Source organism: Sphaerotilus sp. FB-3 (genome assembly GCF_023706025.1).
Classification (GTDB): Bacteria; Pseudomonadota; Gammaproteobacteria; order Burkholderiales; family Burkholderiaceae_C; genus Sphaerotilus; species Sphaerotilus sulfidivorans.
On the sequence record NZ_BQWE01000016.1, the window covers coordinates 257,662 to 279,906 of the forward strand.

A 22,245-nucleotide genomic window follows, 5' to 3' on the forward strand; every position below is an offset into this window, starting at 1 on the left:
ATGCCACAGTCGCCGGGCCTGGCCTGAGGGCCTGCGGGACGACAGAAGCTCCAGACCAGAGGACAGCGCACGGAATGCTTTCGTGCGCTGTTCGTGCTTCAAGGCGTGTTCATTTTTATCATTTTCATGATCTGCCCGATGCGCGTGAATGCGCGGGTCATGAATGCTGTTCATGATGATGAACTTGTAAGGAATTCTTGCGCTGCAGCGGTACGATCGGGTTGCGTGCCGCGCGGAGATCGCAGGGTGCTGGAATGATCAAGAGAGGATTTCGCATGAGGATCGAAACGAGCCGTCTGTCGCGTGCGGCCGCCTTGCTGCTGGCGTCGGTGATGGCGGTCGGCACCCTGTCGGGCTGCGGCAGCATCGGTCGCCATCCGCCGGCGCCGAAGTCGGCGGAGACGCCGGATCACCGCTACAAGATCGGTCCGCTGGACACGCTCAACATCGTCGTCTGGCGCAACCCCGAGCTGTCGGCGACGGTCACGGTGCGCCCGGACGGCCGCATCTCGACGCCGCTGGTCGAGGATCTGCAGGCCTCGGGCAAGAACCCGTACGACCTGTCGCGCGAGATCGAGAAGGAGCTGAGCAAGGTCATCCGCGACCCGGTGGTCACGGTGGTGGTCGGCTCCTTCCAGGGCATCTACAGCGAGCAGATCCGCATCGTCGGCGAGGCCGCGCGTCCGCAGAGCGTCGCCTTCCGCCAGAACATGAGCCTGCTCGACGTGATGATCCAGTCCGGCGGACTGACCGATTTCGCCGACGGCAATGCCGCGGTGCTGGTGCGTGGCGCCGAGGGGGGCAAGCAGTACAGCATCCGCCTGAAGGACCTGCTCAAGCGCGGCGACATCTCGGCCAACGTCGATGTGAAGCCCGGCGACATCATCATCGTGCCGCAGAGCTGGTTCTGAGCACGCCTGCCAAGCACGTGGCCGTGTCCGTCGCGCCGCCCGCCTGCTGCGGGGGCCCGGACCGGTCAGAACTGACGATTACAGGTAGACAGCCGGTATGAACGATTTCACCCGACAGGCTGCGATCCTGGCCGCGAGCGTCTGGCGACACCGCTGGACCGCCGTGGCCGTGGCATGGCTGGTGGCCATCCTGGGCGCGCTGGTGGTCATGGTGGTGCCCGAGCGCCGCGAGGCCCGCGCCAGCATCTATGTCGACACCCAGACGGTGCTGCGGCCGATGATGGTCGGTCTGGCCTTCCAGCCCGACATCGACCAGCAGGTCCGCATGCTGGGCCGCACGCTGATCTCGCGCCCGAACGTCGAGCGTCTGGTCAACAACCCCACGATCGGTCTCGAGAAGGTCGATCCCTCGCAGGTCGACTCGCAGATCGAGACCCTGATGAAGACCATCAAGGTGGTCCAGACCGGGGGCAACAACCTCTACGCGATCAGCTACCGCGATGTCGACGGCGAGCGTGCCCGGCGTCTGGTCGAGGGGCTGGTGGCGCTGTTCATGGAGAGCGGCGTCGACTCCAAGCGCAAGGACTCCGCCGAGGCCAGCCGCTTCATCGACGAGCAGATCACCTCCTACGAATCCAAGCTGACCGAGGCCGAGAACCGGCTGAAGGAATTCAAGCTGAAGAACATGAACGTCGCGGCCACGCAGACGCAGGACTTCTTCGGCCGCATCCAGTCGATGACCGACGAGGTCAACCGCCTGAAGGTGCAGCTCAGCGCCGCCGAGCGCTCTCGCGACGCGATCCGGCGCGATCTGGAGTCCGAGGAGCCGCAGCTGCCGATGGGCGCAGCCTCGGCGGTCTCGCTGACGCCGGACCTCGACGAGCGCATCCGCACCCTGAAGCGCCAGCTCGACGACATGGAGCGTCGCTTCACCGACAACCATCCGGATGTGCGCACCACCCGCCGCATGATCGGCGAGCTCGAGCAGAGCCGCCGCGACGAGCTGGCCCGCCTGCAGGCCGAGAATCCGAAGCGCCGTGCCGCCGCGACCAACCCGGTCTACCAGCGCCTGCGCAACAACCTGTCGGATGCCGAGGCCAGCGTGGCGTCGCTGCGCGGCCAGCTCGAGGCCCAGGTCGCCCGCCTCGAGGAGATCCGTTCGCAGGCCAACCAGGTGCCGCAGGCCGAGGCCGAGCTGGCCCAGCTCAACCGCGACTACGAGATCATGCGTCGCAACTACGATCAGCTGGTGCAGCGCCGCGAGGCCGCCTCGCTGGGTGTGAAGATCGACCAGACCTCGTCGATGGCCGACTTCCGCCTGATCGAGCCGCCGCGCATCCTGCCCTCGCCGGTCTTCCCCGGCAAGCTGCAGATGGCCGCTGGCGTGATGCTGCTGGCCCTGCTGGCCGGTGGGGCGGTGGCCTATGCGATGACGCTGCTCAATCCGACCTTCTCGAGCGAGCGCGAGCTGCGCGAGTTCACCAAGCGGCCGGTGCTCGGCAGCCTGACCAAGATCGAGGATCCGCGCGATCGTGACCTGCAGCGCCAGGACCGCATGAAGCTGGCCGGCGTGATGGGCCTGTTCCTGCTGGCCAATGTCGGCTGGATGGCCTGGATCTCGACACGCACCGCGAGCTGAGGAGTCCCCAGATGAACACGATCGAGCAGGCCGCCAAGCGGCTCGCTGAACTCAAGCGTGCCGGCTACGACGTGCCGGTGCCCGATGTCCCGGGCACGGCGGCGGCGCAGCCGGCGCCTGCCGCGGCTGCGGTGCCGCCGGCGGCTCCGGTCGCACCGGCTGTGGTGGCTCCGGTCCCCGCGCCTGCCTCTGCACCTGCACCGGTGTCGGCCGCCACGCTGCCGACGGTGCGCAGTGCCCAGGTCGAGATGCTGCCCACCGCCGGCCGGCGCTCCCGCGAGGTCCGCCTGGATCTGGAGCGGCTCGAGCGCGAAGGCTACCTGGTGCCCTCGCAGGCCCGCTCGCAGCTGGCCGAGCAGATGCGCATCATCAAGCGCCCGCTGCTGGCCAACGCCCGCGGCGAGTCGGCGCAGCAGATCTCGCGCGCCAACCTGATCCAGGTGGTCAGCGCGATGCCGGGCGAAGGCAAGACCTTCTTCGCGGTCAACCTCGCGATGAGCATCGCGATGGAGGTCGACCTGTCGGTGCTGCTGGTCGATGCCGACGTGCTGCGCCCCTCGGTGCTGGCGCGCTGTGGCGTCGAGCCTTCGCGCGGCCTGATGGATGTGCTGAAGACGCCCTCGCTCGATCTGGCCGACGTGATGCTGCGCACCAATGTGCCCAAGCTGACCCTGCTGCCGGCCGGCACCGCCAACTCCCAGTCGACCGAGCTGCTGGCCAGCACGGCGATGGAGCGGCTGCTCGACGAGCTGGCCTCGCGCTTCCCGGATCGCATCATCGTCTTCGATGCGCCGCCGCTGATCCCGACCACCGAGTCGCGCGTGCTGGCCTCGCGGGTCGGCCAGGTGGTGATGGTGGTCGAGGCCGGCAAGACCACCCATGCGCAGGTGACCCAGGCCTATGCCGCGGTCGAGCAATGCCCGGTGGTGCTTTCGGTGCTGAACCGCGCCAGCGGCAACTCGGGCGAGGCTTATGGCTATTACTACGCCTCGTGAGCGGCTGAAGCTCCTTCGACCGGCGCCGGTCGCGCTGCTGGCGACCGCGCTGCTGGGCGTGGCCCTGCCGCTGCAGGCCCAGCCGGTCGATGCGGCGGCGGCTGCTGCCGCCGGGGGCGCTGGGGCGGTTCCTGCCTCGCGGGCCACCCAGATCACCACGCCCGATCCGCTGCAGGGCCTGGCCGGGCCGGGCGCGGCGCCGATGCCGGCGGCCGCCTCCGCGCCGGCGCGCGGCTGGCGCGTCGCGCCGGCGGTCAAGGCGGTGGTCAACGCGACCAACAATGTCGGGCTGCAGTCGAGCGACCGTGCCTACGGCATCGTCACGACGGTCACGCCGCAGCTGCAGCTGCTGGGCACCGGTCCGGACTACCGCCTGAACGGCAACCTCGCGGCCGATCTGGTCACCTATCTCGGCCGGATCGGCACCGACCGCATCTTTCCCCGCGGTCAGATCACGCTCAACACCCGGCTGGTCGACCGGCTGTTCTTCGTCGATGCCGAGCTGGGGGCCGACACCACCTCGTCGACGCCCTTCGACCTGATCGGCGATGGCACGACCGTCTACACCGGCAGCAACACCGTCACCCGCCAGCGCCTGAGCCCCTACATCGACCGGGAGCTGTCGCCGACCTCGCGGCTGCTCGCGCGCAGCGACAACACCTGGTCGCAGGGCAACGGCACCGGCACGGCGGCCGCGCAAGGGGCGGACGCCGATGCGCATGTGCGCACCGACACGGTCCGCTTCGACGAGCGCCCGCTTCCGGCGGGCATGCGGGCCGAATACAACCGCCAGGCCACCCGCTACCGCGACGGCGGCAGCGGTCTGGTGCTGGCGACCGGCCGGCTGTCGCTGCTGTATGCACCCGATCCGGTGCTGACGCTCGGCCTGACCGGCGGCACGGATTCGGCCAACTACGGCACCAACCAGGTCAGCGAGACGCTGCGTGGCGTGGCGCTGCGCTGGGCACCCTCGGAGCGCACCGTGTTCGACTCGCTGGTCGAGAAGCGCTTCTTCGGCACCGGCTGGAATGCCGCGCTGACTCACCGCTCGCCCTTCATGGCGCTGTCGGTGGCGGCGACGCGCCAGGCGTCGACCTTCGCGTCGCGGCTGGGCACGTTGCAGGCCGGCGGCGATGTCGCCTCGATGATCGATGCGATGCTGCAGACCCGCATTCTCGACGAGGCCACCCGCCAGGCGGCGGTGCAGGACCTGATCGCCAAGCGCGGCCTGAGCAGCTCGCTGGGCGGACCGGTCGACCTGTACTCGCGCACGGTGCAGATCCAGCAGGGCCTGAACGTGACGCTCGCGCTGGTGGGCGTGCGCCACACCGTGACGATGCGGATCTACCAGACGAAGCTCGAGGACTACCGCGGCGCCACCGAGGATGCCAACAGCGTGCTCGGCCTGGCCAGCGACTCCATCCAGCGCGGCATGACGATCAGCCTGGGGCGGCGTCTCGATCCGGACACCACCGCCACGGTCACGCTGACCCGGGCGCGCGCGGAGGGCATCGGCGCGAACGCCTCGCTGGGTACCCGCAGCGGAACCATCCTCCGGCTCGGTCTCTCTCATGCCCTGTCACCCCGCACGACGGTCACCGGCGCACTGAGACACCAGAACGGCTCGACCTCCCTCGTCGGCAACGACGCCAGCGAGACCGGCCTGTCGGCCGGCGTGCTGCACCGCTTCTGACGGCCGGACGACGGCCAGCTCCACGATGTACGAATCCCACTTCGGTTTCAGCGGCCCGCCCTTCCAGCTCAACCCGGATCCGGCGTTCTACTTCAACAGCCGCGGCCACGGCCGCGCGCTGGCCTACCTGCAGTACGGCGTCGCGCAGGCCGAGGGCTTCGTCGTCATCACCGGCGAGATCGGCGCGGGCAAGACCACGCTGGTGCGCATGCTGCTCGACGGGCTGGACCGCCAGAAGGTGCTGCCGGCGCAGATCGTCAGCACCCAGCTGGAGTCGGGCGAGCTGCTGCAGTCGATCATCACCGCCTTCGGCATTCCGTCGCAGGCCAGCAGCTCCAAGGCCCACCTGATCGCGACGCTGGAGGCCTTCCTGACCGCGCTGGCGGCGCAGGGGCGCCATGCGCTGCTGATCGTGGACGAGGCGCAGAACCTCGACCCGCGCGCGGTCGAGGAACTGCGCATGCTGTCGAACTTCCAGCTCGGCAACCATGCGCTGCTGCAGAGCTTCCTGGTCGGCCAGCCGGAGCTGCGCCGCCTGCTCGAGTCGCCGACGATGGAGCAGCTGCGCCAGCGCGTGACCGCGTCCTGCCACCTCGGGCCGCTGACGCTCGCGGAGGCGCGCGACTATGTCGAGCACCGGCTGCGCCATGTCGGCTGGGACGGCCGCCGTCCGGCCTTCGCCGACTCCGCCTTCGACAGCCTGTTCCGCTGGTCCGGCGGCGTGCCGCGGCGCCTGAACCGCCTGGCCAACCGCTCGCTGCTGGCGGCCTTCCTCGACGGCGTCGACACCCTCGATGCCGAGCTGGTCGAGCGCACCGCCGCCGAGCTGCGCAGCGAGATCGGCGAGGGCGACCTGGCGCCAGTCGAGCCGCTGGCGGCTCCGTCGGCGGTGGCCGTGCCTGCGCCGGCCCCCGTCCCGGTCGCCGAACCGGTGGCGCCCCCGTCGGCACCGGTGCTGCAGTTCATCGCGCCACAGGCTCCGAGTCCGGCGCCGATGCCCGAGCCTGCACCGACAGCCGAGGCGCCCGCACCCGCCGCGATCGAGCTGGACGAGCGCGCACGCGACTCGCTCGAGCGCGAGCCGCTGCCCCGCATGGCGCTGCCGGCAGCCCGTCTGCAGGCGCTCACCTCCGCGATCCGCGCCGCACGCAGCCATGCCGACGGCCTGCTGGCGCGCCGCGCCAGCCGCGACGTCATGCTCTGCCTGGCCGACAGCACCAGCGCCGCGCTGAAGTTCGCCGCGCTGGCCGAGGCGATGGCCGAGATCGGACGTGCGCCGCGCATGGTGCTGGTCAGCCTGGGGCCGCTGCCGCTGGTCTGGCCGTGGCAGGGCATGGGTCGGGTGCTGCCCGCGCTCGAGGTCGGCCTGGATCTCGAATGGGTGCCGGGCGACATCGAGCAGAGCCTGTCGCGCATGGTCGAGGGCCTGGGCCAGTTCATCGAGGAATTCGAGCCGATGGCGGTGCTGAGCCTGGGTTCGAGCGACGCGATGACCGCCTGCTGCCTGGCCGCGCACCAGCGTGGCCTGCCGCTGCTGCGGCTGGAGGCGGGCATTCGCGCCACCGGCCCGCAGGCCTGGAACGCGACGATGATCGAGCAGGCGTCCGACGTGCTGTTCGTGCCGGGCGAGGCCGCCCCGATGGGTCAGCTGCGCCGTCAGGGCCTGCAGCCGGACCGGCTGTTCTGCGTGCCCGACCGGCTCGAGGCCGATGCGCTGGCGCGGCTGTGGCCGGAGGTGCCGGCGCCGTCCGGGGCCTGTCTGCGCAACGGCCTGCCGATGTATTTCGGACCGACCTGGTCGGTCAACGGCGTCGAAGGCGAGTCCTTCATGCTGGTGGTGGTCTCGCTGCTGGGTCATCCGGCCGAGGCGGCGCGCCGTCTGGTCGATGCGCTGCTGGGCGCCGGCGGCTCGATGCGCCAGCTGTGGCTGATCGACGCGCCGACCCGCGAGGCCCTCCAGGCGCTGCTGGCGCAGGACGCCACGCTCGACGGTCCGGTGCTGCTGATGCCCTCCAGCGGACCGCGCCCGGCCGGCCTGCGCGAGCGCATCGATGCGGCGCGGCTGCTGTGCTGCGAGATCGGCTCGCTGACCGAGCAGCTCGGCCTGCTGTGCGGTGCCAGCGCCACGCTGGTCGAGGAGGGCCATGTGCTGGCCGATGCGGCCGCGCAGCTGGGCATCTCGCTGGCCGGGGTCGACCTGTCGCGCGGCGTGCTGCTGGGTGCGATGCCGGACGGCCCCGCATCCGAGTCGCCGCTGGAGGCCGCCGCCTTGTCGGCCCTGCTGGGGCTGGATGGCCGCATCACGCAGCCGGCCGGACCGGTCGAGCCGGTGAGCGGCTCCGGCGCCTCGGTCGAGATCGCCAGCCATCTGCAGGCCTGGATCGACCGGCTGATGTCGGATCGCGACGGACCGCTGCAGCCGGCCGCCTGAGGCGGCCGGGCCTGCCGGCTCAGCTCAGCAGCGCCTGCGCGAACTCGCGGGCGCTGAAGGTCTGCAGATCCTCCAGCTTCTCGCCCACGCCGATGAAGTAGACCGGCACCGCCGGCTTGCCCTGCGCGACGCGCTCGCGCACCCACAGCGCGATGGCCGCCAGCACGCCGCCCTTGGCGGTGCCGTCGAGCTTGGTGATGATCAGGCCGGTCAGGCCGATCGCCTCGTCGAAGGCCTTGACCTGGGTGAAGGCGTTCTGGCCGGTGTTGCCGTCGACCACCAGCAGCACCTCGTGCGGCGCGCCCTCCATCGCGCGCCCCAGCGTGCGGCGGATCTTGCGCAGCTCGTCCATCAGATGCAGCTGCGTGGCCAGCCGGCCGGCGGTGTCGGCGATGACCACGTCGCAGCCGCGCGCCTTGCCGGCCGAGACCGCGTCGAAGCAGACCGCCGCCGGATCGCCGCCTTCCTGGCTGACGATCTCGACGCGGTTGCGGTCCGCCCAGACCGCCAGCTGCTCGCGCGCGGCGGCGCGGAAGGTGTCGGCCGCGGCCAGCAGCACCCGGCTGTCCTGCTCGGCCAGATGGCGGGTGAGCTTGCCGATGCTGGTGGTCTTGCCCGCGCCGTTGACGCCGGCGACCATCATCACGGTAGGCTGGGTCGCGCCGATCTGCAGCGAGCCTTCCAGCGGCGCGAGCAGCTCGGCCAGCACCTCGGCCAGCAGCGCCTTCACGCCGGCCGGATCGGTGCAGCGTGTGTCCTTGACGCGCTTCTTCAGCTCCTCGAGCAGGTATTCGGTCGCGCCCACGCCGGCGTCGGCCATCAGCAGCGCGGCCTCGAGTTCCTCGTAGAGCGCGTCGTCGATCTTCGTGCCGGTGAAGACCTGGGCGATGCTGGAGCCGGTGCGCTGCAGCCCGGCCTTGAGCTTCTGCAGCCAGGAGCCGCGTGCGGCCGGAGCCGGTGCGGGCTCGGGCGCGGCGACAGGTGCCGGCAGATTGGCCGATGCCGGTGCAGGTGAGGGCAGGGCAGCGGGCGACTCGGCGGTCGGGCTGTCCTGCGCAAGCTCCGGTGCGGGTTCCGGAGCCGGAGACGACGAGAAGAGCTTGCGACGGAGGAAACTGAACATGCGGGCGGAGGCCGGTTGAGGGGCCGGCAGGGAGTCGGGCGGGGCCGGTGCCGGCGCCGCGCGAGGCGGGCAGCAGACGGCCGCAGGATGATGGTCCGATTGTAGGCAGCCCGCCTGACTAGAATGCCGCCCGTGTCCAGAAATCATCCCGACCGCCGTGCGCCGGCCTCGCCGCATTCCCGTGCTTCCCGTGCCGACAGTGGCGCGCCTGGCGAGATCCGTCTGATCGGCGGCCGCTGGAAGCGCACCCGGCTGCCGGTGCTGGCCGAGCCCGGTCTGCGCCCGACGCCCGACCGGGTGCGCGAGACGCTGTTCAACTGGCTCGGCCAGGATCTCTCGGGCTGGCGGGTGCTCGATGCCTTCGCCGGCACCGGCGCGCTCGGCTTCGAGGCGGCCTCGCGCGGCGCGGTCGAGGTGGTGCTGCTGGAGCAGGCGCCGCGTGCGGCCGCGCAGCTGCAGCAGGCCGCCGTGCGGCTCGGCGCGACGATGGTCGAGGTGCGGCGCACCGACGCGCTGGCCTGGATGGCGGGGGCGTCCGCCGGGCATTTCGATCTGGTGCTGCTCGATCCGCCCTTCGGCGCCGACCTGTTCGATCGCGCGCTGCAGGCCGCGCTGCGGCTGCTGGGCGAGGGCGGCTGGATCTATCTGGAGGCCGATCGGCCCTTCGACGAGTCCGCCTGCGCGGCCCTGGGGCTGACGCTGCACCGTCATGGCCGCGCCGGCATGGTGCATTATCATCTTCTGAAACTGCACCCCTGAAGCGTCCGCTCCGGAGCCCGTCTTGACCCCCGCGATCCAGCAACTCACCGCGATCTATCCCGGCACCTTCGACCCGATGACCCTGGGTCACCAGGACCTGATGCGTCGCGCCAGCCGGCTGTTCAGCCGTCTGATCGTGGCGGTCGCCGCCGGCCACCACAAGCGCACGATGTTCACGCTCGAGGAGCGCCTGGAGATCGCCCAGGAGCTGGCCCAGCCCTACGGCAATGTCGAGGTGGTCGCCTTCCGCGGCCTGCTGCGCAACTTCGTCGTCGAGAACGGCGGCAAGGTGGTGGTGCGCGGCCTGCGCGCGGTCAGCGACTTCGAGTACGAGTTCCAGATGGCCGGCATGAACCGCCAGCTCATGCCCGAGGTCGAGACGCTGTTCCTGACGCCGAGCGACCAGTACCAGTTCGTCAGCGGCACCTTCGTGCGCGAGATCGCGATGCTCGGCGGCGATGTGTCGAAGTTCGTCGCGCCGTCGGTGCTGGCGCGCCTGCAGCAGCGCGTGGCCGCCGGTCCGCGCGACTGAGCGGACCGCGGGAGACCCAGATCATGGCGCTGACCATCACCAGCGAGTGCATCAACTGCGACGTCTGCGAGCCCGAGTGCCCCAACCAGGCCATCTCGATGGGCGAGGAGTTCTACGTCATCGACCCGGCACGCTGCACCGAGTGCGTCGGCCACTTCGGCGAGCCGCAATGCGTGCAGGTCTGCCCGGTCGAGTGCATTCCGGTCGATCCGGAGCATGTCGAGACGCGCGAGCAGCTGCAGGCCAAGTACGAGCGCCTGCAGCTGCAGGCGCTGCCCCGCACCCCGATCAGCTGAAGTCCGCCGAAGTCGGCGGAATCCGCTGAGCACTTTGCAGCGCAGGGCGGTTCAGCCGCCTTCGGCCGGCGCCGCTGGCGGCCTGGGCGGGCGCGGTGGCTTCGGGCGCTGCGGCCCGGCATGCAGCAGCGCGGTGGCCTTGGGCATGTCGCCGGCCAGCAACAGGTCGAGCGCCTCCATCGAGCGGTCGATGCAGCCCTCGATCAGCTCGCGCTCCGACGCCGGCGGCTTGCGCAGCACATAGCCCGCGACCTCGGCGCGGTCGCCCGGATGCCCGATCCCGAGGCGCAGCCGCCAGAAGGCCGGCGAGCCGAGCTGGGCCTGGATGTCCTTCAGGCCGTTGTGGCCGGCGGCGCTGCCGCCCTGCTTGAGCTTCATCTGGCCGGGCAGCACGTCGAGCTCGTCGTGCACCACCAGGATTTCCTCCGGCGCGATGCGGAAGAAGCGCGCGAGCGGTGCCACCGACTTGCCCGACAGGTTCATGTAGGTCTGAGGCTCGATCAGCCAGATCGGGCCGGTCGGACGGTTCACCCGCGCGACCAGACCGTGATAGGCCTTGTCGGCGCTCAGATGCGCGCCCAGGCGCCGTGCCACGGTGTCGATCCACCAGAAGCCCGCGTTGTGGCGGGTCGCCTCGTATTCGGGGCCCGGATTGCCCAGGCCGACCAGCAGTCGGATCATGATGTTCTTCTTCCCACGCAAAAAAGCCCCGCAGGGCGGGGCTTCGTGTCGGCGCAACAGCAGGTTGCCGGGCAGGAATTACTTCTTGCCCTTGCCCTTCTTGCCCTTGTCGGCGGCCGGAGCGGCAGCGACGACGATGACTTCCTCGACGATCTCCACCGGGGTGGCGATGACCGGGTTCTTGCGGCCGTGCGTGCGGACCTTGATGCTCGGGTCGAGCACCAGATCGTCGACATGCAGCGACTTGCCCTTGGTCATGCCCTTCAGGTCGACCGTCAGGAATTCCGGCAGCTGCTCGGCCAGGCACTCGATGTCCAGCTCGGCCACGACGTGGTTGATCGTGCACTTCTCGAGCTTGACGGCCGGCGATTCGGCTTCGTTGATGAAGTGCAGCGGCACGCGCTTGTGGATGCGGGTGGTCGAGTCGACGCGCTGGAAGTCGACATGCAGCACCAGCGGCTTGTACGGGTGCATCTGCAGGTCACGCAGCACGACCTTGGTGGTCTCGCCGCCCAGTTCCATCTCGAGCACGGACGAGTGGAAGGCTTCCTTCTTCAGCGCGTGGTACAGCGCGTTGTGGTCCAGCTCGATCTGGGCCGGCTCCTTGACGCCGTAGACGATGCCCGGAACCTTGCCGGCATTGCGCAGGCGGCGGCTCGCTCCGGTCCCCTGCACTTCGCGCGAGAATGCGACGAATTTCATGTGATTTCTCCAGAAAAAGGAAGGGTGCCCGCGACCAGGTCACCCGGGTGAGACGGATCAGAAGTTGTTGTTCTGTTCCGCGAAAAGATCGGTCACCGAGGCGCCGTCCGAGATGCGGCGGATCGTCTCGGCAAACAGGAAGGCCACCGACAGCTGGCGGATTTTCTTGCACTCGCGTGCCGGACCCTGCAGCGGAATGGTGTTGGTGATCACCACTTCATCCAGCTTGGAGCCGGCGATGCGCTCGACCGCCGGACCCGACAGGATCGGGTGCGTGCAGTAGGCGTAGACGCTGCGGGCGCCGCGGTCCTTCAGGACCTCGGCCGCCTTCACCAGCGTGCCGGCGGTGTCGATCATGTCGTCCATGATCACGCAGTTGCGCTTGTCGATGTCGCCGATGACATGCATCACTTCGGAGACATTCGCCTTCGGGCGGCGCTTGTCGATGATGGCCAGATCGCAGCCGAGCTGCTTGGCCAGGGCCCGCGCGCGCACCACGCCACCGACGTCGGGCGAGACGACCACGAGGTTCTCGTAGTCCTTGCCCTTCAGGTCGCTCAGCAGCATCGGCGAGGCGTAGATGTTGTCGACCGGGATGTCGAAGAAGCCCTGGATCTGGTCGGCGTGCAGATCCATCGTCAGCACGCGGTTGACGCCTGCGGCTTCCAGCATGTTGGCGACGACCTTGGCGCTGATCGGCACGCGGGTCGAGCGCGGACGGCGATCCTGGCGGGCATAGCCGTAGTAGGGAATGACCGCGGTGATGCGACGGGCCGAAGCGCGCTTGAGCGCATCGACCATCAGCAGCAGCTCCATCAGATGCTCGTTGGTCGGCGCGCAGGTCGGCTGGACGATGAAGACGTCGCGGGCGCGGACGTTCTGCTGGATCTCGACGGTGACTTCGCCGTCGGAGAAGTGGCCGACGGCGGCCTTGCCGAGTTCGAGGCCCAGATCGGCGGCGATCTCGCGGGCCAGGGCCGGGTTGGCGTTGCCAGTGAAGAGAAGGGTGTCGGAGAGCATGTGCGTGCTGCCCGCAGGGCGCGGACTTTTCAGGCCATCAAGAAACAAGCGCCTCGCCGTGTGACCGGCAGGCGCTTGATGTGGATGGTTTGGCAGGGGAGGAAGGACTCGAACCCTCGCATGTCGGAATCAAAATCCGATGCCTTGACCAACTTGGCGACTCCCCTACACTGGACTCGTCTGTCGACGCGCCCGAAAACTCTGTGCTTTTCAGTCTTTCACCCAATGCTGCATCGGATGCATTTCCAGACTTCTGCACGTTCTTGCTATCCAGGATTTATTCGGTGTCGCCAAACTCCGAAGAATCTTTTCTGTCAGCTCGCCGTGCTTCGCACTGCATTCTCTCAGGACTTCCGGATACTGCGCAAACACTGCGCTTCCTGATCCGCTCATCCTGCTGAGCCCTAAATTCTGCTTCAGAATTTCTAGTCCGTCAACTACTTGCTTGCTGTACGCTTCGGCGCCGGCTTGCAGATCGTTTTTCCCGAACTCGGGCTTTGCGAGAAAGGCTGCCATTTTGGCGGGTTTCGTGTCCCTGCGCAAGAGGGGGCTCGAAAAAATTGCGGCGGTGGGAATCGCCACCGGGGGTTTGAGGACCAGATAGCTGGCTGGCGGCAGCTCGATCGGCGTCAGGATCTCGCCGATGCCCTCGACCCAGGCGTCGCGCCCGCCGATGAAGAAGGGCACGTCGGCCCCCAGTTTCACGCCCAGTTCCAGCAGCGCGCGGCGGTCCAGCCCCAGATTCCACAGCCGGTTCAGGCCGAGCAGCACGGTGGCCGCATCGGAGCTGCCGCCGCCCAGGCCGGCTCCCCAGGGCACCTGCTTGTCGATCGCGATGTGCACGCCCTCGCGGGTGCCGGTGGCCTGCTGCAGCAGGCGCGCCGCTCGTGTGCACAGATCGTCCTCGGGCAGGGCCGGGCCGAGATCCTCGCGGCTGACGACGCCATCCGAGCGCCGCTCCAGATGCAGGGTGTCGCACCAGTCGATCAGCCGGAACACCGACTGCAGCAGGTGATAGCCGTCGGCGCGTCGACCGATGACATGCAGGAAGAGATTGAGCTTGGCCGGGGCCGGCAGGTCGTACAGGGCGGACAGGGACATGCGCGCGATGGGCAGGGAAGAATGTGCAGGCGGGGTGGACCGGGCGATTCGCTCAGGATGGCGTGTCGAGGCGGATCCGCACGGTCAGCGCGGGCTCGGGCAGGCGTCGCTCGGCCACCAGCAGGCCGTCGGCCAGCCGGCCGGTGCTCACCTTCCAGCCGAGCTGTCGAAAGCCGGGTCCGTCGGTCTCGGCCAGCGGCCTGCTGGCTTCGTCCGGCCAGGGGCGGCCTTCGAGCCAGTCGAACAGCGCGGCCAGCGGCAGGGCTTCACCGACCAGCGCCTCCATCATCGTGTCGAGATGGTCGAAGCGCTGGGTCTGTGCGCCGCTGTCGAGCTGCACCTCGCCCGGGCGCCACTGAGCCCGGCCCAGCGGCAGGCCGATCGGGCTGAACAGCGTCAGCTGGCCCTGCACGGCCGAACCCTCGAGCTCGAAGCCGGCGCTGAACGAGCGCGCGCTGTCGCCAGCCACCTGGACGGCGAGCCGGCCGACCCGTGCTCGACCGGCCTCGTCGGGCAGGGGCGCGGGCGGCTGCGTGGTCGCGCAGCCGCCGAGCAGTCCGGCGCCTGCCAGCATCAGCAGCGCGGCGGCATGACGACGCTTCACGGCCGCACCTTCAGCCGGCGCAGCGTTTCCTGCAGCACCTCGTTGTCGGCGTCGCGGGCCAGCGATTCGCGCCAGATGCGGCGAGCTTCCTCCTGGCGCCCCAGCGCCCATAGCACTTCGCCCAGATGGGCGCCGATCTCGGTGTCGGGGCGGCGCTGGTAGGCCTCGCGCAGCAGGCGTTCGGCTTCCTCCCGGCGACCCAGGCGGAATTCGACCCAGCCGAGGCTGTCGGTGATGTAGGGATCGCCCGGCGCCATCTCCAGGGCCCGGCCGATCAGCTCGCGGGCCTCTGCCAGGCGCAGGTTGCGCTCGGCCAGGCTGTAGCCCAGTGCGTTGAAGGCATGCTGCTGGTCCGGCTTGAGCACCATGACCCGGCGCAGCAGCTGCTCCATCTCCTCATGACGACCGAGCTTCTCGGCCAGCAGGGCCTGCTCGTAGAGCAGTTCGGTGTCCTCGGGAAAGCGCTGGCTGGCCTCGGCCAGCAGCTGGTGGGCGGCCGGCCACTGGCGCGCGTCGCGCAGCAGCTGCGCCTCGGTCAGCACCCGGGCGCGCTGCTCTTCGGCGCTGCCCTGCGGCAGGCGCTGCAGCAGCGCGCGGGCCTCGGCGATGCGGCCCTGGCGCATCAGCAGCGAGGCGCGTCGCGTCAGCACGGTGACCGAGTCCTGATCGGCCAGGCGCTCCAGCCAGGCCTGGGCGCCGGCATAGTCGCGCAGCTGCTCGCTGGCCTGGGCGAGCATCAGATGGGCCTGGGCACGCTCCTGGACGCGGTTGCGCCGGGCCGCCTGGGCGATCGGGTCGGGCAGATCGTCGTCGCTGTCCTCGGCCGCATCGGCCGCATCGGCCGGAGCCGCCGGAGTGGCGGCTTCGGTGATCTGCAGATGGCGCAGCAGCGCGTCGCGCGCGGCACGCGGCTCGCCGCTCTCGAGCTCGAGCGCGCCCTGCAGCAGCCAGGCGCCGGCGTCGTCGGGCGTCTCGCGGGTCAGTCGGCGGGATTCGCTCAGGGCCTCGCCGTAGCGCTGGTCGGTCGACAGGCGCCGCACATAGGCAGCGCGCACGCCGGCGGCGGGTGCGGCCGAGGCCAGATGCGCGCGCACCAGCGCCTCGGCCTGAGGCTGGTCCTTCATCAGCTCGACGGCCAGCAGCGCGGCGCCCGGATCGGCCGGATCACGCTGCACCGCCTTCGTGACGAACTCGAGACTGCGGCTGCGGTCGCCGGCGGTCAGCCAGCCGGCGGCGGTGGCATTCAGCGCGCTGGCCGCGGTGGCGGCGCGCTGGCGCCACGGTGCCAGCGTCTCCTCGAGCATGCGGGCGGTGGCCTGCGGCTGCTCGCCGCCGAGCACCAGCCGGGGCAGGCTGCTGATCGCCGCCGGCCGCGCCGGCTCGGGCGTCAGCTCGATGAAGGCCTCGAGCGCGCGGCGCGCCTCGGTCTGGCGACCCAGCGCGACCAGCATCTGCGTCTCGATCTCGGCCGCCTGGCGCGACTGCGGCAGGGTCTGGCGCCATTGCTTGAGCGCAGCGGCTGCCTGTTCGCCGGCGCGTGCGCCCAGCGCGATGTCGACCGCGCGGCGGAACAGCGCCTCGTCGCGGCTGCGCCGGGCCGCCTCCATCATGACCTGGTAGGCCAGCGGGGCGTTGCCGTCGCGCAGTTCCAGCTCGCTGACCAGCAGCTGGTAGAAGAGCACGCCGTCCATCGCGGATCGCACCGGGGCCGGTGCGGTGGGGGCTGCCGCTGCGGGTGCCGCAGCGTCCTGAGCGAGGGCCGGCAAGGTCAGTCCGGTCAGGCCGAGCGTGCCCAGCAGCAGTGCCGCCGCCGACGCACGCAGGCGATGGCCCGCGCGGCTGGCGGGCGCCGGAGTCGGCGGAAGGACGAGGGGCGGCGCAGGCAGCAGGGGCATCGAGGCGGACTCCATGTTCAGGGCCATTCTAGGCCGCGGCGTTTGCCGGCCCGGCGACGCTTCGATAATTCCGCGCATGCCTGAATTGCCTGAAGTCGAAGTCACCCGTCTCGGTCTGGTCGATCGCCTCGCGGGCGCTCGGGTGCGCGAGGTCCGTCTGGGCAAGCCTCTGCGCTGGCCGCTGGGCACCGATCCGCTGGCGCTGGCGGGCGCGACGGTCGGCACGATGCAGCGGCGCGGCAAGTACCTGTGGCTGCCGCTGGGCGCCTGCGGCGGGCTGCTGCTGCATCTGGGCATGTCGGGCTCGCTGCGCTTCGGGGCGGCATCCGCGCTGCCGCCGGCCGGGCCGCATGATCATTTCGAGATGGAGACCGACCGCGGCCTGCTGCGCCTGACCGATCCACGCCGCTTCGGCGCGGTGGTGTGGTCGAGCGCGCTCGACGCGGCGCCGGCGGCCACGCTGCTGGCGCGGCTCGGCGTCGAGCCGCTGCTGCCGGCCTTCAGCGCCAGCGTGCTGCAGCAGGGCCTGCGCGGGCGGCGCGTGCCGATCAAGCAGGCGCTGCTGGCGGGCGACATCGTCGTCGGCGTGGGCAACATCTACTGCTCGGAGGCGCTGTTCGCCGCCGGCATCGATCCGCGCCAGAGCGCCGGCACGCTCGACCGTGCCGCCTGCGAGCGGCTGGTCGGCACCATCCGCGACGTGCTGCAGCGTGCACTGGCCGCCGGCGGCTCGACGCTGCGCGACTTCCGCGACGTGCACGGCATGGGCGGCGCCTTCCAGCTGCAGGCGCAGGTCTACGGCCGCGAGGGCCAGCCCTGCCGGGTCTGCGCCACGCCGGTGCAGCGCATCGTGCAGGGCCAGCGCGCGACCTATCTGTGTCCGCACTGCCAGCGCCTGACGCTGTGAGGCCGTGACGCCCTTGGCGTTCCGGATGCCGGATCCGCGAATTCCCTGAGCTACCATGACTGACTGTCCGCGCCTCGCGCGGTACCCCTTGTTCCAGTCCGTCCAGGCGCACCGCAATGAGCGAACATGACCGCGGCATGACCGCCTCCCCTTTGTCCGACGAACCGGTGCACGAAGCGGTGCATGAAGCGGTGCACGAGCCCTTCGTGCGCAGCCTCGATGCGCTGGGCCAGTGGCGCGCGACGCTGGAGGAGCGGGTGCGCGATCTGGCGCGCTTCCTGGGCGAGCAGGGCCTGCTCGACGAGAACGCCGGGGCGCTGCTGGACTCGCTGCGCCAGCGCCTGGCCGGCGAGAAGCTGGTGGTGGCCTTCGTCGCCGAGTTCTCGCGCGGCAAGTCCGAGCTGATCAACGCGATCTTCTTCGCCGATGCCGGCCGGCGCATCATGCCGGCCTCGCCGGGGCGCACCACGATGTGCCCGGTCGAGCTGGGCTGGGAGCCGGAGGATGCGCCGGGGCTGGCGCTGCTGCCGATCGAGACCCGGCTGGAAGGCGCCTCGCTGACCGAGCTGCGGGCGCAGCCGCAGCTCTGGCGCCGCGTGCCGATCGATGCCGGTGATCCGGCCGCGCTGGCGCAGGCGCTCGACGCGGTGCGCGGCGTGCGTGCGGCCAGCCTCGACGAGGCCCGCCAGCTCGGCTTCTGGGACGACGAGCAGCCGGCCGACAACCCGCCGCTGCGGCCCGACGGCCAGGTCGAGATCCCGCTGTGGCGCCATGCGCTGATCAATGTGCCGCATCCGCTGCTCAAGCGCGGTCTGGTGGTGCTCGACACGCCGGGTCTGAACGCGATCGGCGCCGAGCCCGAGCTCACCGTCGGGCTGCTGCCCAATGCGCATGTGGTGGTCTTCGTGCTGGGGGCGGACACCGGCGTGACCCGCTCCGACCTCGAGATCTGGCGCGACCATCTGGCCTCGCAGGCGCTGACCCGCTATGTGGTGCTGAACAAGATCGATGCGCTGATCGATCCGCTGTCGCCGCCCGAGCACAGCCAGGCGCAGATCGCCCTGCAGTGCGAGCAGGTGGCGCGCACGCTGGAGATCGCGCCGGAGCGGGTCTTTCCGCTGTCGGCGCGCCAGGCGCTGGCCGGCCGGGTCTCGGGCGATGCGCAGGCGCTGGCCGACAGCCGGCTGCCGGCGCTGGAGCAGGCGCTGGCGCAGCAGCTGCTGCCCGAGCGCCGCACGGTGCTCGAGCGCATGACGCTCGAGGCGCTCGACGCGATCCGCGAGCAGATCCTGCGCGGTCTGCTCGACCTGCGCCGCCAGCTCGCCGAGCAGATCCAGGAGCTCGACGGCCTGCGGGGCAAGAACAGCGGCAAGGTCCGGCTGATGCTGCAGCGGGTGACGGCCGAGACGAACGAGTTCGAGCAGTGCACCGCCCAGATCCAGGCGCTGCGGCTGGTGCATGCCCGCGCGCTCAAGGCCGCGATGGCGCCGCTGGCCGGCGACGCGCTGCGCCGCCAGGTCGACGCGATGATCGGCTCGATCCGCGACTCCTTCCTGAAGCTGGGCGCGCGGCGCTCCTACACCCAGCTGTTCGCCGCGCTGCGCGGGGTGCTCGATTCGGCGCAGCAGCAGGGCAGCGATCTGCGCGATCTGCTGTCGGCCTCCTGCAACCGGCTCAACACCGAGTTCGGCTTCAGCCTGATGCTGCCGCCGGCGCCGGAGCTGGCGCGCTTCCGCGACGATCTGGCGCTGATCGAGCGCAACTACATCCAGTACCTCGGCCTGACGCAGGCGGTGCGGCTGGCGCAGCCGCGTTTCCTCGAGCAGTTTCGCCGCATGCTGATGTCGCGCCTGCGTGCGGTCTTCGAGGGTGCGGCCGGCGAGATCGAGCTGTGGAGCCGCACGGTGTCGGGCCAGATCGACGCGCAGCTGCGCGAGCGGCGCAAGTCCTTCAAGCGCCGACGCGAGTCGCTCGAGCGCATCCGCCTGGCGGCCGACCAGCTCGACACCCGGCTGGCCGAGCTGTCGGCGCAGGACCAGCGCCTGGCCACCACCGAGGTGCGGCTGCAGGCGCTCGACGACCGGGTGCGCCGCGCCGCCACCCGCCACGAGCTGGCGCTGCCCAGCGACTTCTCCCCGCTGTCGCGGCCGATGCCGCTGGCCCCGGCTGCGGCGCCCGTGCCTGCCGTGGTGACCGGCGATGCCTGAGCGGCTGTCTTCCCTGCTGGTGGACTGGCAGCGCAGCCACGGCCGCCATGCGCTGCCGTGGCAGAACACCCGCGATCCCTACCGCGTCTGGCTGTCGGAAATCATGCTGCAGCAGACCCAGGTCGGCACGGTGCTGGGCTACTACGCGCGTTTCCTGGCGCGGTTTCCCGATGTGCGCGCGCTGGCCGCGGCGCCGCAGGACGATGTGCTGGCGCTGTGGAGCGGGCTGGGCTACTACAGCCGCGCGCGCAACCTGCACCGCTGCGCGCAGCAGGTGGTCGAGCGCCACGGCGGCGACTTCCCGCGCAGCGCCGCCGCGCTGGCCGAGCTGCCGGGCATCGGCCGCTCGACCGCGGCGGCCATCTCGTCCTTCTGCTTCGGCGAGCGGGTGGCGATTCTCGACGGCAATGTGCGCCGGGTGCTCTCGCGCGTGCTGGCCTTCGAGGGCGATCTGGCGCAGGCCGCGCAGGAGCGCGCGCTGTGGGATCTCGCCACCGGCCTGCTGCCGCAGGATGCGGTCGACATGCCCGCCTACACCCAGGGCCTGATGGATCTGGGCGCGACGCTGTGCATGCCGCGCCGCGCCGACTGCCTGCTGTGCCCGTGGCAGGCCCCGTGCCGGGCGCGCGCGCAGGGCCGGGAGCTGGACTTCCCGGTGCGCACCCGCAAGCTCAAGCGCGGCCGGCGCGAGAGCTGGTGCCTGTGGCTGCGCACGCCGCAGGCGGTGTGGCTGCAGCAGCGGCCCGACAGCGGCATCTGGGCCGGGCTGTGGACGCCGCCGATGTTCGACGACGCGGCCGCGCTTGAGGCAGCGGTCGGCCGGCTCGGCGCGGGGCCGGCGCAGGCGCTGCCGTCCTTCGTGCATGTGCTGACGCATCTGGACTGGACGCTGCATCCGTGCCGGATCGAGCTGGGCGCTGCGCTGCAGGCCTGCGAGCCGGGGCAGGCGCTGCCGCCGGCACCGCTGCCGGAGCTGGCGCCCGGACGCTGGTGGCGCCATGACGAGCTGGAGACGATCGGACTGCCCGCGCCGCTGCGCCGGCTGATTCAGCCGCCGACTCAGCCGCCGACGATGCCGTGACGGCGCAGGAAGCCGTCGACCAGGCGCAGCCGCGCCAGCGGGTCCGGCAGCATCATCAGCTTGTGGCGGGTCGCCAGCGGGATCGGCAGGATCTCGCTCCAGCGGTTGGCCAGCCAGCCGGCATCGTCGAGCCGGTGTGGCATGAAGAAGGGATGCTGGCCGCGCTGCGCCAGCGTCGCGATCGCGCGGCCGAGCGCGGTGGCGCAGGGCTGCAGCTCAGGGGGAAGTGGCGCCGGCGCGTCCTCGTCCTGCAGCACCGCATCGGCGCGCCACAGGCCGTCGCTGCCCTGGTGGGCCTGGCCGGCCAGCATGAAGCGGCGCGTGCCGCGGCAGCGCACCTGCAGGATGCCGGTCTGCTCGCTGTCGCAGTCGACCACCTCGGCCAGGCAGCCCTCGGGCTCGAAGCGCACCGTCTCGCCGTCGCGGCGCACCTCGCCGCCCTGGATCAGCGCGACCACGCCGAAGGGCTCGCCGCTGCGCAGGCGGGCGGAGATCAGGTCGAGGTAGCGCACCTCGAACACCCGCAGCGGCAGCAGTCCGCCCGGAAACAGCACGGTGTCGAGCGGAAACAGCGGCAGCTGCGGCCGCAGGTCCGCGAACAGGCCCGGCGCTGACGGCGCCGGATCGGTGTCCTCCGACAGGAGGGGGTGTCCGGGGCGGGCGCCGCTGCTCATGATGGGCCTTTCTTGCTGCGTCAGTGCTGGGCGGCTTCTTTCGCCTCGATCTCGCGGTGTCGCACCAGCGTCGGGATGTGGTCGCGAAAGCGTGCCGCGAGCTGCTCGACCGAATAGACCGAGCGGTGCTGTCCGCCGGTGCAGCCGATCGCCACCGTCAGGTAGCTGCGCTGGTCCTGCTCGTAGGCCGGCAGCCAGCGGGCCAGGAAGCCCTCGATCTGCGCCAGCATCTCGGCCACCTCGGGCTGGGCCTGCAGGAACTCGATGACGCCGGCATCGCGGCCGTTGAGCGCCCGCAGCTCGCGCACATAGTGCGGATTGGGCAGCACGCGCAGGTCGAACACCAGGTCGGCATCGCGCGGCACGCCGTGCTTGAACGCGAAGGACTCGAACACCAGCGTCAGCGACGAGTGCGCCGCGCCGACGAGCTGGCGGATCCACGAGCGCAGCTGCGTCGGGCGCAGGTCGCTGGTGTCGATCACGGTGCTGGCCTCGCGCAGGGGGCTGAGCATCTCGCGCTCGCGCTCGATCGCCTCGCCCAGCGCCGAGCGCGACTGGCCGCCCTGGCCGTCGTCCTCGCTGGAGAGCGGATGGCGACGGCGCGTCTCGGAGAAGCGCCGCACCAGCGTCTCGGTGCGCGAGTCCAGGAAGATCATCAGCACCGGCGTGCCTTCGCGGCGCAGCGTGTCGATCATCGGCAGCAGCTTGGGCAGCGAGCTGGCGGTGCGCACGTCGGCGGCAATCGCCAGGCGGCGATGCGGGTTGCGGCCCTCCAGCCGGATCAGCTCGGGCAGCAGCTCCGGGGGCAGGTTGTCGACGCAGAAGTAGCCGGCGTCCTCCAGCGCATTGATCGCCACCGACTTGCCCGAGCCCGAGATGCCCGAGATGAGCACCACCGGTTGCGGTGTCGTGCCGGCGGTGGCGGCGGGCGCGGCGGGCGTGCTGTGCGGATCGGGATCGGGATCGAGTGCGGCTGCGGTCATGTCTCTGGCCT

General features: G+C 70.7%; 20 protein-coding genes and 1 tRNA gene. 11 read left to right on the forward strand and 10 right to left on the reverse strand.

Translation table 11 applies throughout. The annotated features are described in order from the left end of the window. Positions 1-275: 275 nt before the first annotated feature. From NFT33_RS09375 to NFT33_RS09395, 5 genes are all read left to right on the forward strand, one after another. Positions 276-911, forward strand: coding sequence for an XrtA/PEP-CTERM system exopolysaccharide export protein (locus tag NFT33_RS09375; protein ID WP_251674824.1), 636 nt, complete (start codon positions 276-278; stop codon positions 909-911). A gap of 97 nt (positions 912-1,008) precedes the next feature. Next, positions 1,009-2,550 (forward strand): XrtA system polysaccharide chain length determinant, encoded by a 1,542-nt coding sequence (locus NFT33_RS09380; RefSeq protein ID WP_251674826.1) that lies wholly within the window; start codon positions 1,009-1,011, stop codon positions 2,548-2,550. An 11-nt stretch (positions 2,551-2,561) separates the two neighbouring features. Further along, entirely contained in the window at positions 2,562-3,545 is a 984-nt protein-coding gene (locus NFT33_RS09385) for an XrtA-associated tyrosine autokinase (protein ID WP_149502501.1), read from the forward strand. Further along, positions 3,523-5,238: a TIGR03016 family PEP-CTERM system-associated outer membrane protein gene (locus NFT33_RS09390; protein ID WP_220785978.1), complete on the forward strand. Its 1,716-nt coding sequence runs from the start codon at positions 3,523-3,525 to the stop codon at positions 5,236-5,238. The genes NFT33_RS09385 and NFT33_RS09390 overlap by 23 nt, the downstream gene beginning before the upstream one ends. Positions 5,239-5,263: 25 nt before the next feature. After that, positions 5,264-7,669, forward strand: coding sequence for an XrtA/PEP-CTERM system-associated ATPase (locus tag NFT33_RS09395; protein ID WP_251674829.1), 2,406 nt, complete (start codon positions 5,264-5,266; stop codon positions 7,667-7,669). Positions 7,670-7,688: 19 nt separating this feature from the next. Here the strand turns inward: NFT33_RS09395 and ftsY are convergent, their stop codons facing one another. Beyond that, on the reverse strand, positions 7,689-8,792 hold the full coding sequence (ftsY, locus tag NFT33_RS09400) for a signal recognition particle-docking protein FtsY (RefSeq protein ID WP_251674831.1): 1,104 nt from the start codon (positions 8,790-8,792) through the stop codon (positions 7,689-7,691). Between the two features lie 123 nt (positions 8,793-8,915). On the opposite strand from ftsY, the gene rsmD reads away from it, so the two are divergent. From rsmD to NFT33_RS09415, 3 genes are read left to right on the forward strand one after another with little or no spacing between them, the layout of a single operon-like run. After that, a complete protein-coding gene (rsmD, locus tag NFT33_RS09405; protein WP_376744143.1) occupies positions 8,916-9,551 on the forward strand; it encodes a 16S rRNA (guanine(966)-N(2))-methyltransferase RsmD in 636 nt (211 codons plus the stop codon). Positions 9,552-9,573: 22 nt separating this feature from the next. Further along, on the forward strand, positions 9,574-10,083 hold the full coding sequence (gene coaD / locus NFT33_RS09410; protein WP_076458432.1) for a pantetheine-phosphate adenylyltransferase: 510 nt from the start codon (positions 9,574-9,576) through the stop codon (positions 10,081-10,083). 23 nt (positions 10,084-10,106) lie between these two features. Further along, the gene (locus NFT33_RS09415) at positions 10,107-10,379 is read left to right on the forward strand and encodes a YfhL family 4Fe-4S dicluster ferredoxin (protein ID WP_220785983.1); all 273 of its coding nucleotides are present in this window, start codon (positions 10,107-10,109) and stop codon (positions 10,377-10,379) included. A gap of 51 nt (positions 10,380-10,430) precedes the next feature. Here NFT33_RS09415 and pth read toward each other — a convergent pair whose 3' ends face one another. From pth to NFT33_RS09450, 7 genes are all read right to left on the reverse strand, one after another. Next, positions 10,431-11,060, reverse strand: a complete 630-nt coding sequence (gene pth, locus NFT33_RS09420) for an aminoacyl-tRNA hydrolase (protein ID WP_149502507.1) — start codon at positions 11,058-11,060, stop codon at positions 10,431-10,433. A 78-nt stretch (positions 11,061-11,138) separates the two neighbouring features. Then, on the reverse strand, positions 11,139-11,762 hold the full coding sequence (locus tag NFT33_RS09425; RefSeq protein ID WP_149502508.1) for a 50S ribosomal protein L25/general stress protein Ctc: 624 nt from the start codon (positions 11,760-11,762) through the stop codon (positions 11,139-11,141). 57 nt (positions 11,763-11,819) lie between these two features. Beyond that, a complete protein-coding gene (locus tag NFT33_RS09430) occupies positions 11,820-12,782 on the reverse strand; it encodes a ribose-phosphate pyrophosphokinase (protein ID WP_037485827.1) in 963 nt (320 codons plus the stop codon). Positions 12,783-12,872: 90 nt separating this feature from the next. Further along, positions 12,873-12,949: transfer RNA gene (locus NFT33_RS09435), tRNA-Gln, on the reverse strand. A 43-nt stretch (positions 12,950-12,992) separates the two neighbouring features. Continuing rightward, a complete protein-coding gene (ispE, locus tag NFT33_RS09440; RefSeq protein WP_251674833.1) occupies positions 12,993-13,883 on the reverse strand; it encodes a 4-(cytidine 5'-diphospho)-2-C-methyl-D-erythritol kinase in 891 nt (296 codons plus the stop codon). A gap of 52 nt (positions 13,884-13,935) precedes the next feature. Beyond that, positions 13,936-14,487, reverse strand: coding sequence for a lipoprotein insertase outer membrane protein LolB (locus tag NFT33_RS09445; protein ID WP_251674835.1), 552 nt, complete (start codon positions 14,485-14,487; stop codon positions 13,936-13,938). Next, entirely contained in the window at positions 14,484-16,382 is a 1,899-nt protein-coding gene (locus NFT33_RS09450; RefSeq protein WP_251674837.1) for a tetratricopeptide repeat protein, read from the reverse strand. Before NFT33_RS09450 ends, NFT33_RS09445 begins: the two co-directional genes overlap by 4 nt. 76 nt (positions 16,383-16,458) lie before the next feature. On the opposite strand from NFT33_RS09450, the gene mutM reads away from it, so the two are divergent. The 3 genes from mutM (at position 16,459) to mutY (ending at position 20,577) form a co-directional block, all read left to right on the forward strand. Continuing rightward, a complete protein-coding gene (gene mutM / locus NFT33_RS09455; RefSeq protein WP_251674839.1) occupies positions 16,459-17,289 on the forward strand; it encodes a bifunctional DNA-formamidopyrimidine glycosylase/DNA-(apurinic or apyrimidinic site) lyase in 831 nt (276 codons plus the stop codon). A gap of 116 nt (positions 17,290-17,405) precedes the next feature. After that, complete coding sequence (locus NFT33_RS09460; RefSeq protein WP_251674841.1) at positions 17,406-19,496, forward strand: dynamin family protein; 2,091 nt, start codon at positions 17,406-17,408, stop codon at positions 19,494-19,496. Continuing rightward, on the forward strand, positions 19,489-20,577 hold the full coding sequence (gene mutY, locus NFT33_RS09465) for an A/G-specific adenine glycosylase (RefSeq protein WP_251674842.1): 1,089 nt from the start codon (positions 19,489-19,491) through the stop codon (positions 20,575-20,577). The genes NFT33_RS09460 and mutY overlap by 8 nt, the downstream gene beginning before the upstream one ends. Here mutY and NFT33_RS09470 read toward each other — a convergent pair. Both NFT33_RS09470 and rapZ read right to left on the reverse strand, forming a co-directional pair. After that, positions 20,556-21,251 (reverse strand): LON peptidase substrate-binding domain-containing protein, encoded by a 696-nt coding sequence (locus tag NFT33_RS09470; protein ID WP_251674844.1) that lies wholly within the window; start codon positions 21,249-21,251, stop codon positions 20,556-20,558. The two genes, mutY and NFT33_RS09470, sit on opposite strands and share 22 nt — an antisense overlap. 20 nt (positions 21,252-21,271) lie before the next feature. Next, complete coding sequence (gene rapZ, locus NFT33_RS09475) at positions 21,272-22,234, reverse strand: RNase adapter RapZ (RefSeq protein WP_251674846.1); 963 nt, start codon at positions 22,232-22,234, stop codon at positions 21,272-21,274. Positions 22,235-22,245 lie beyond the last annotated feature (11 nt).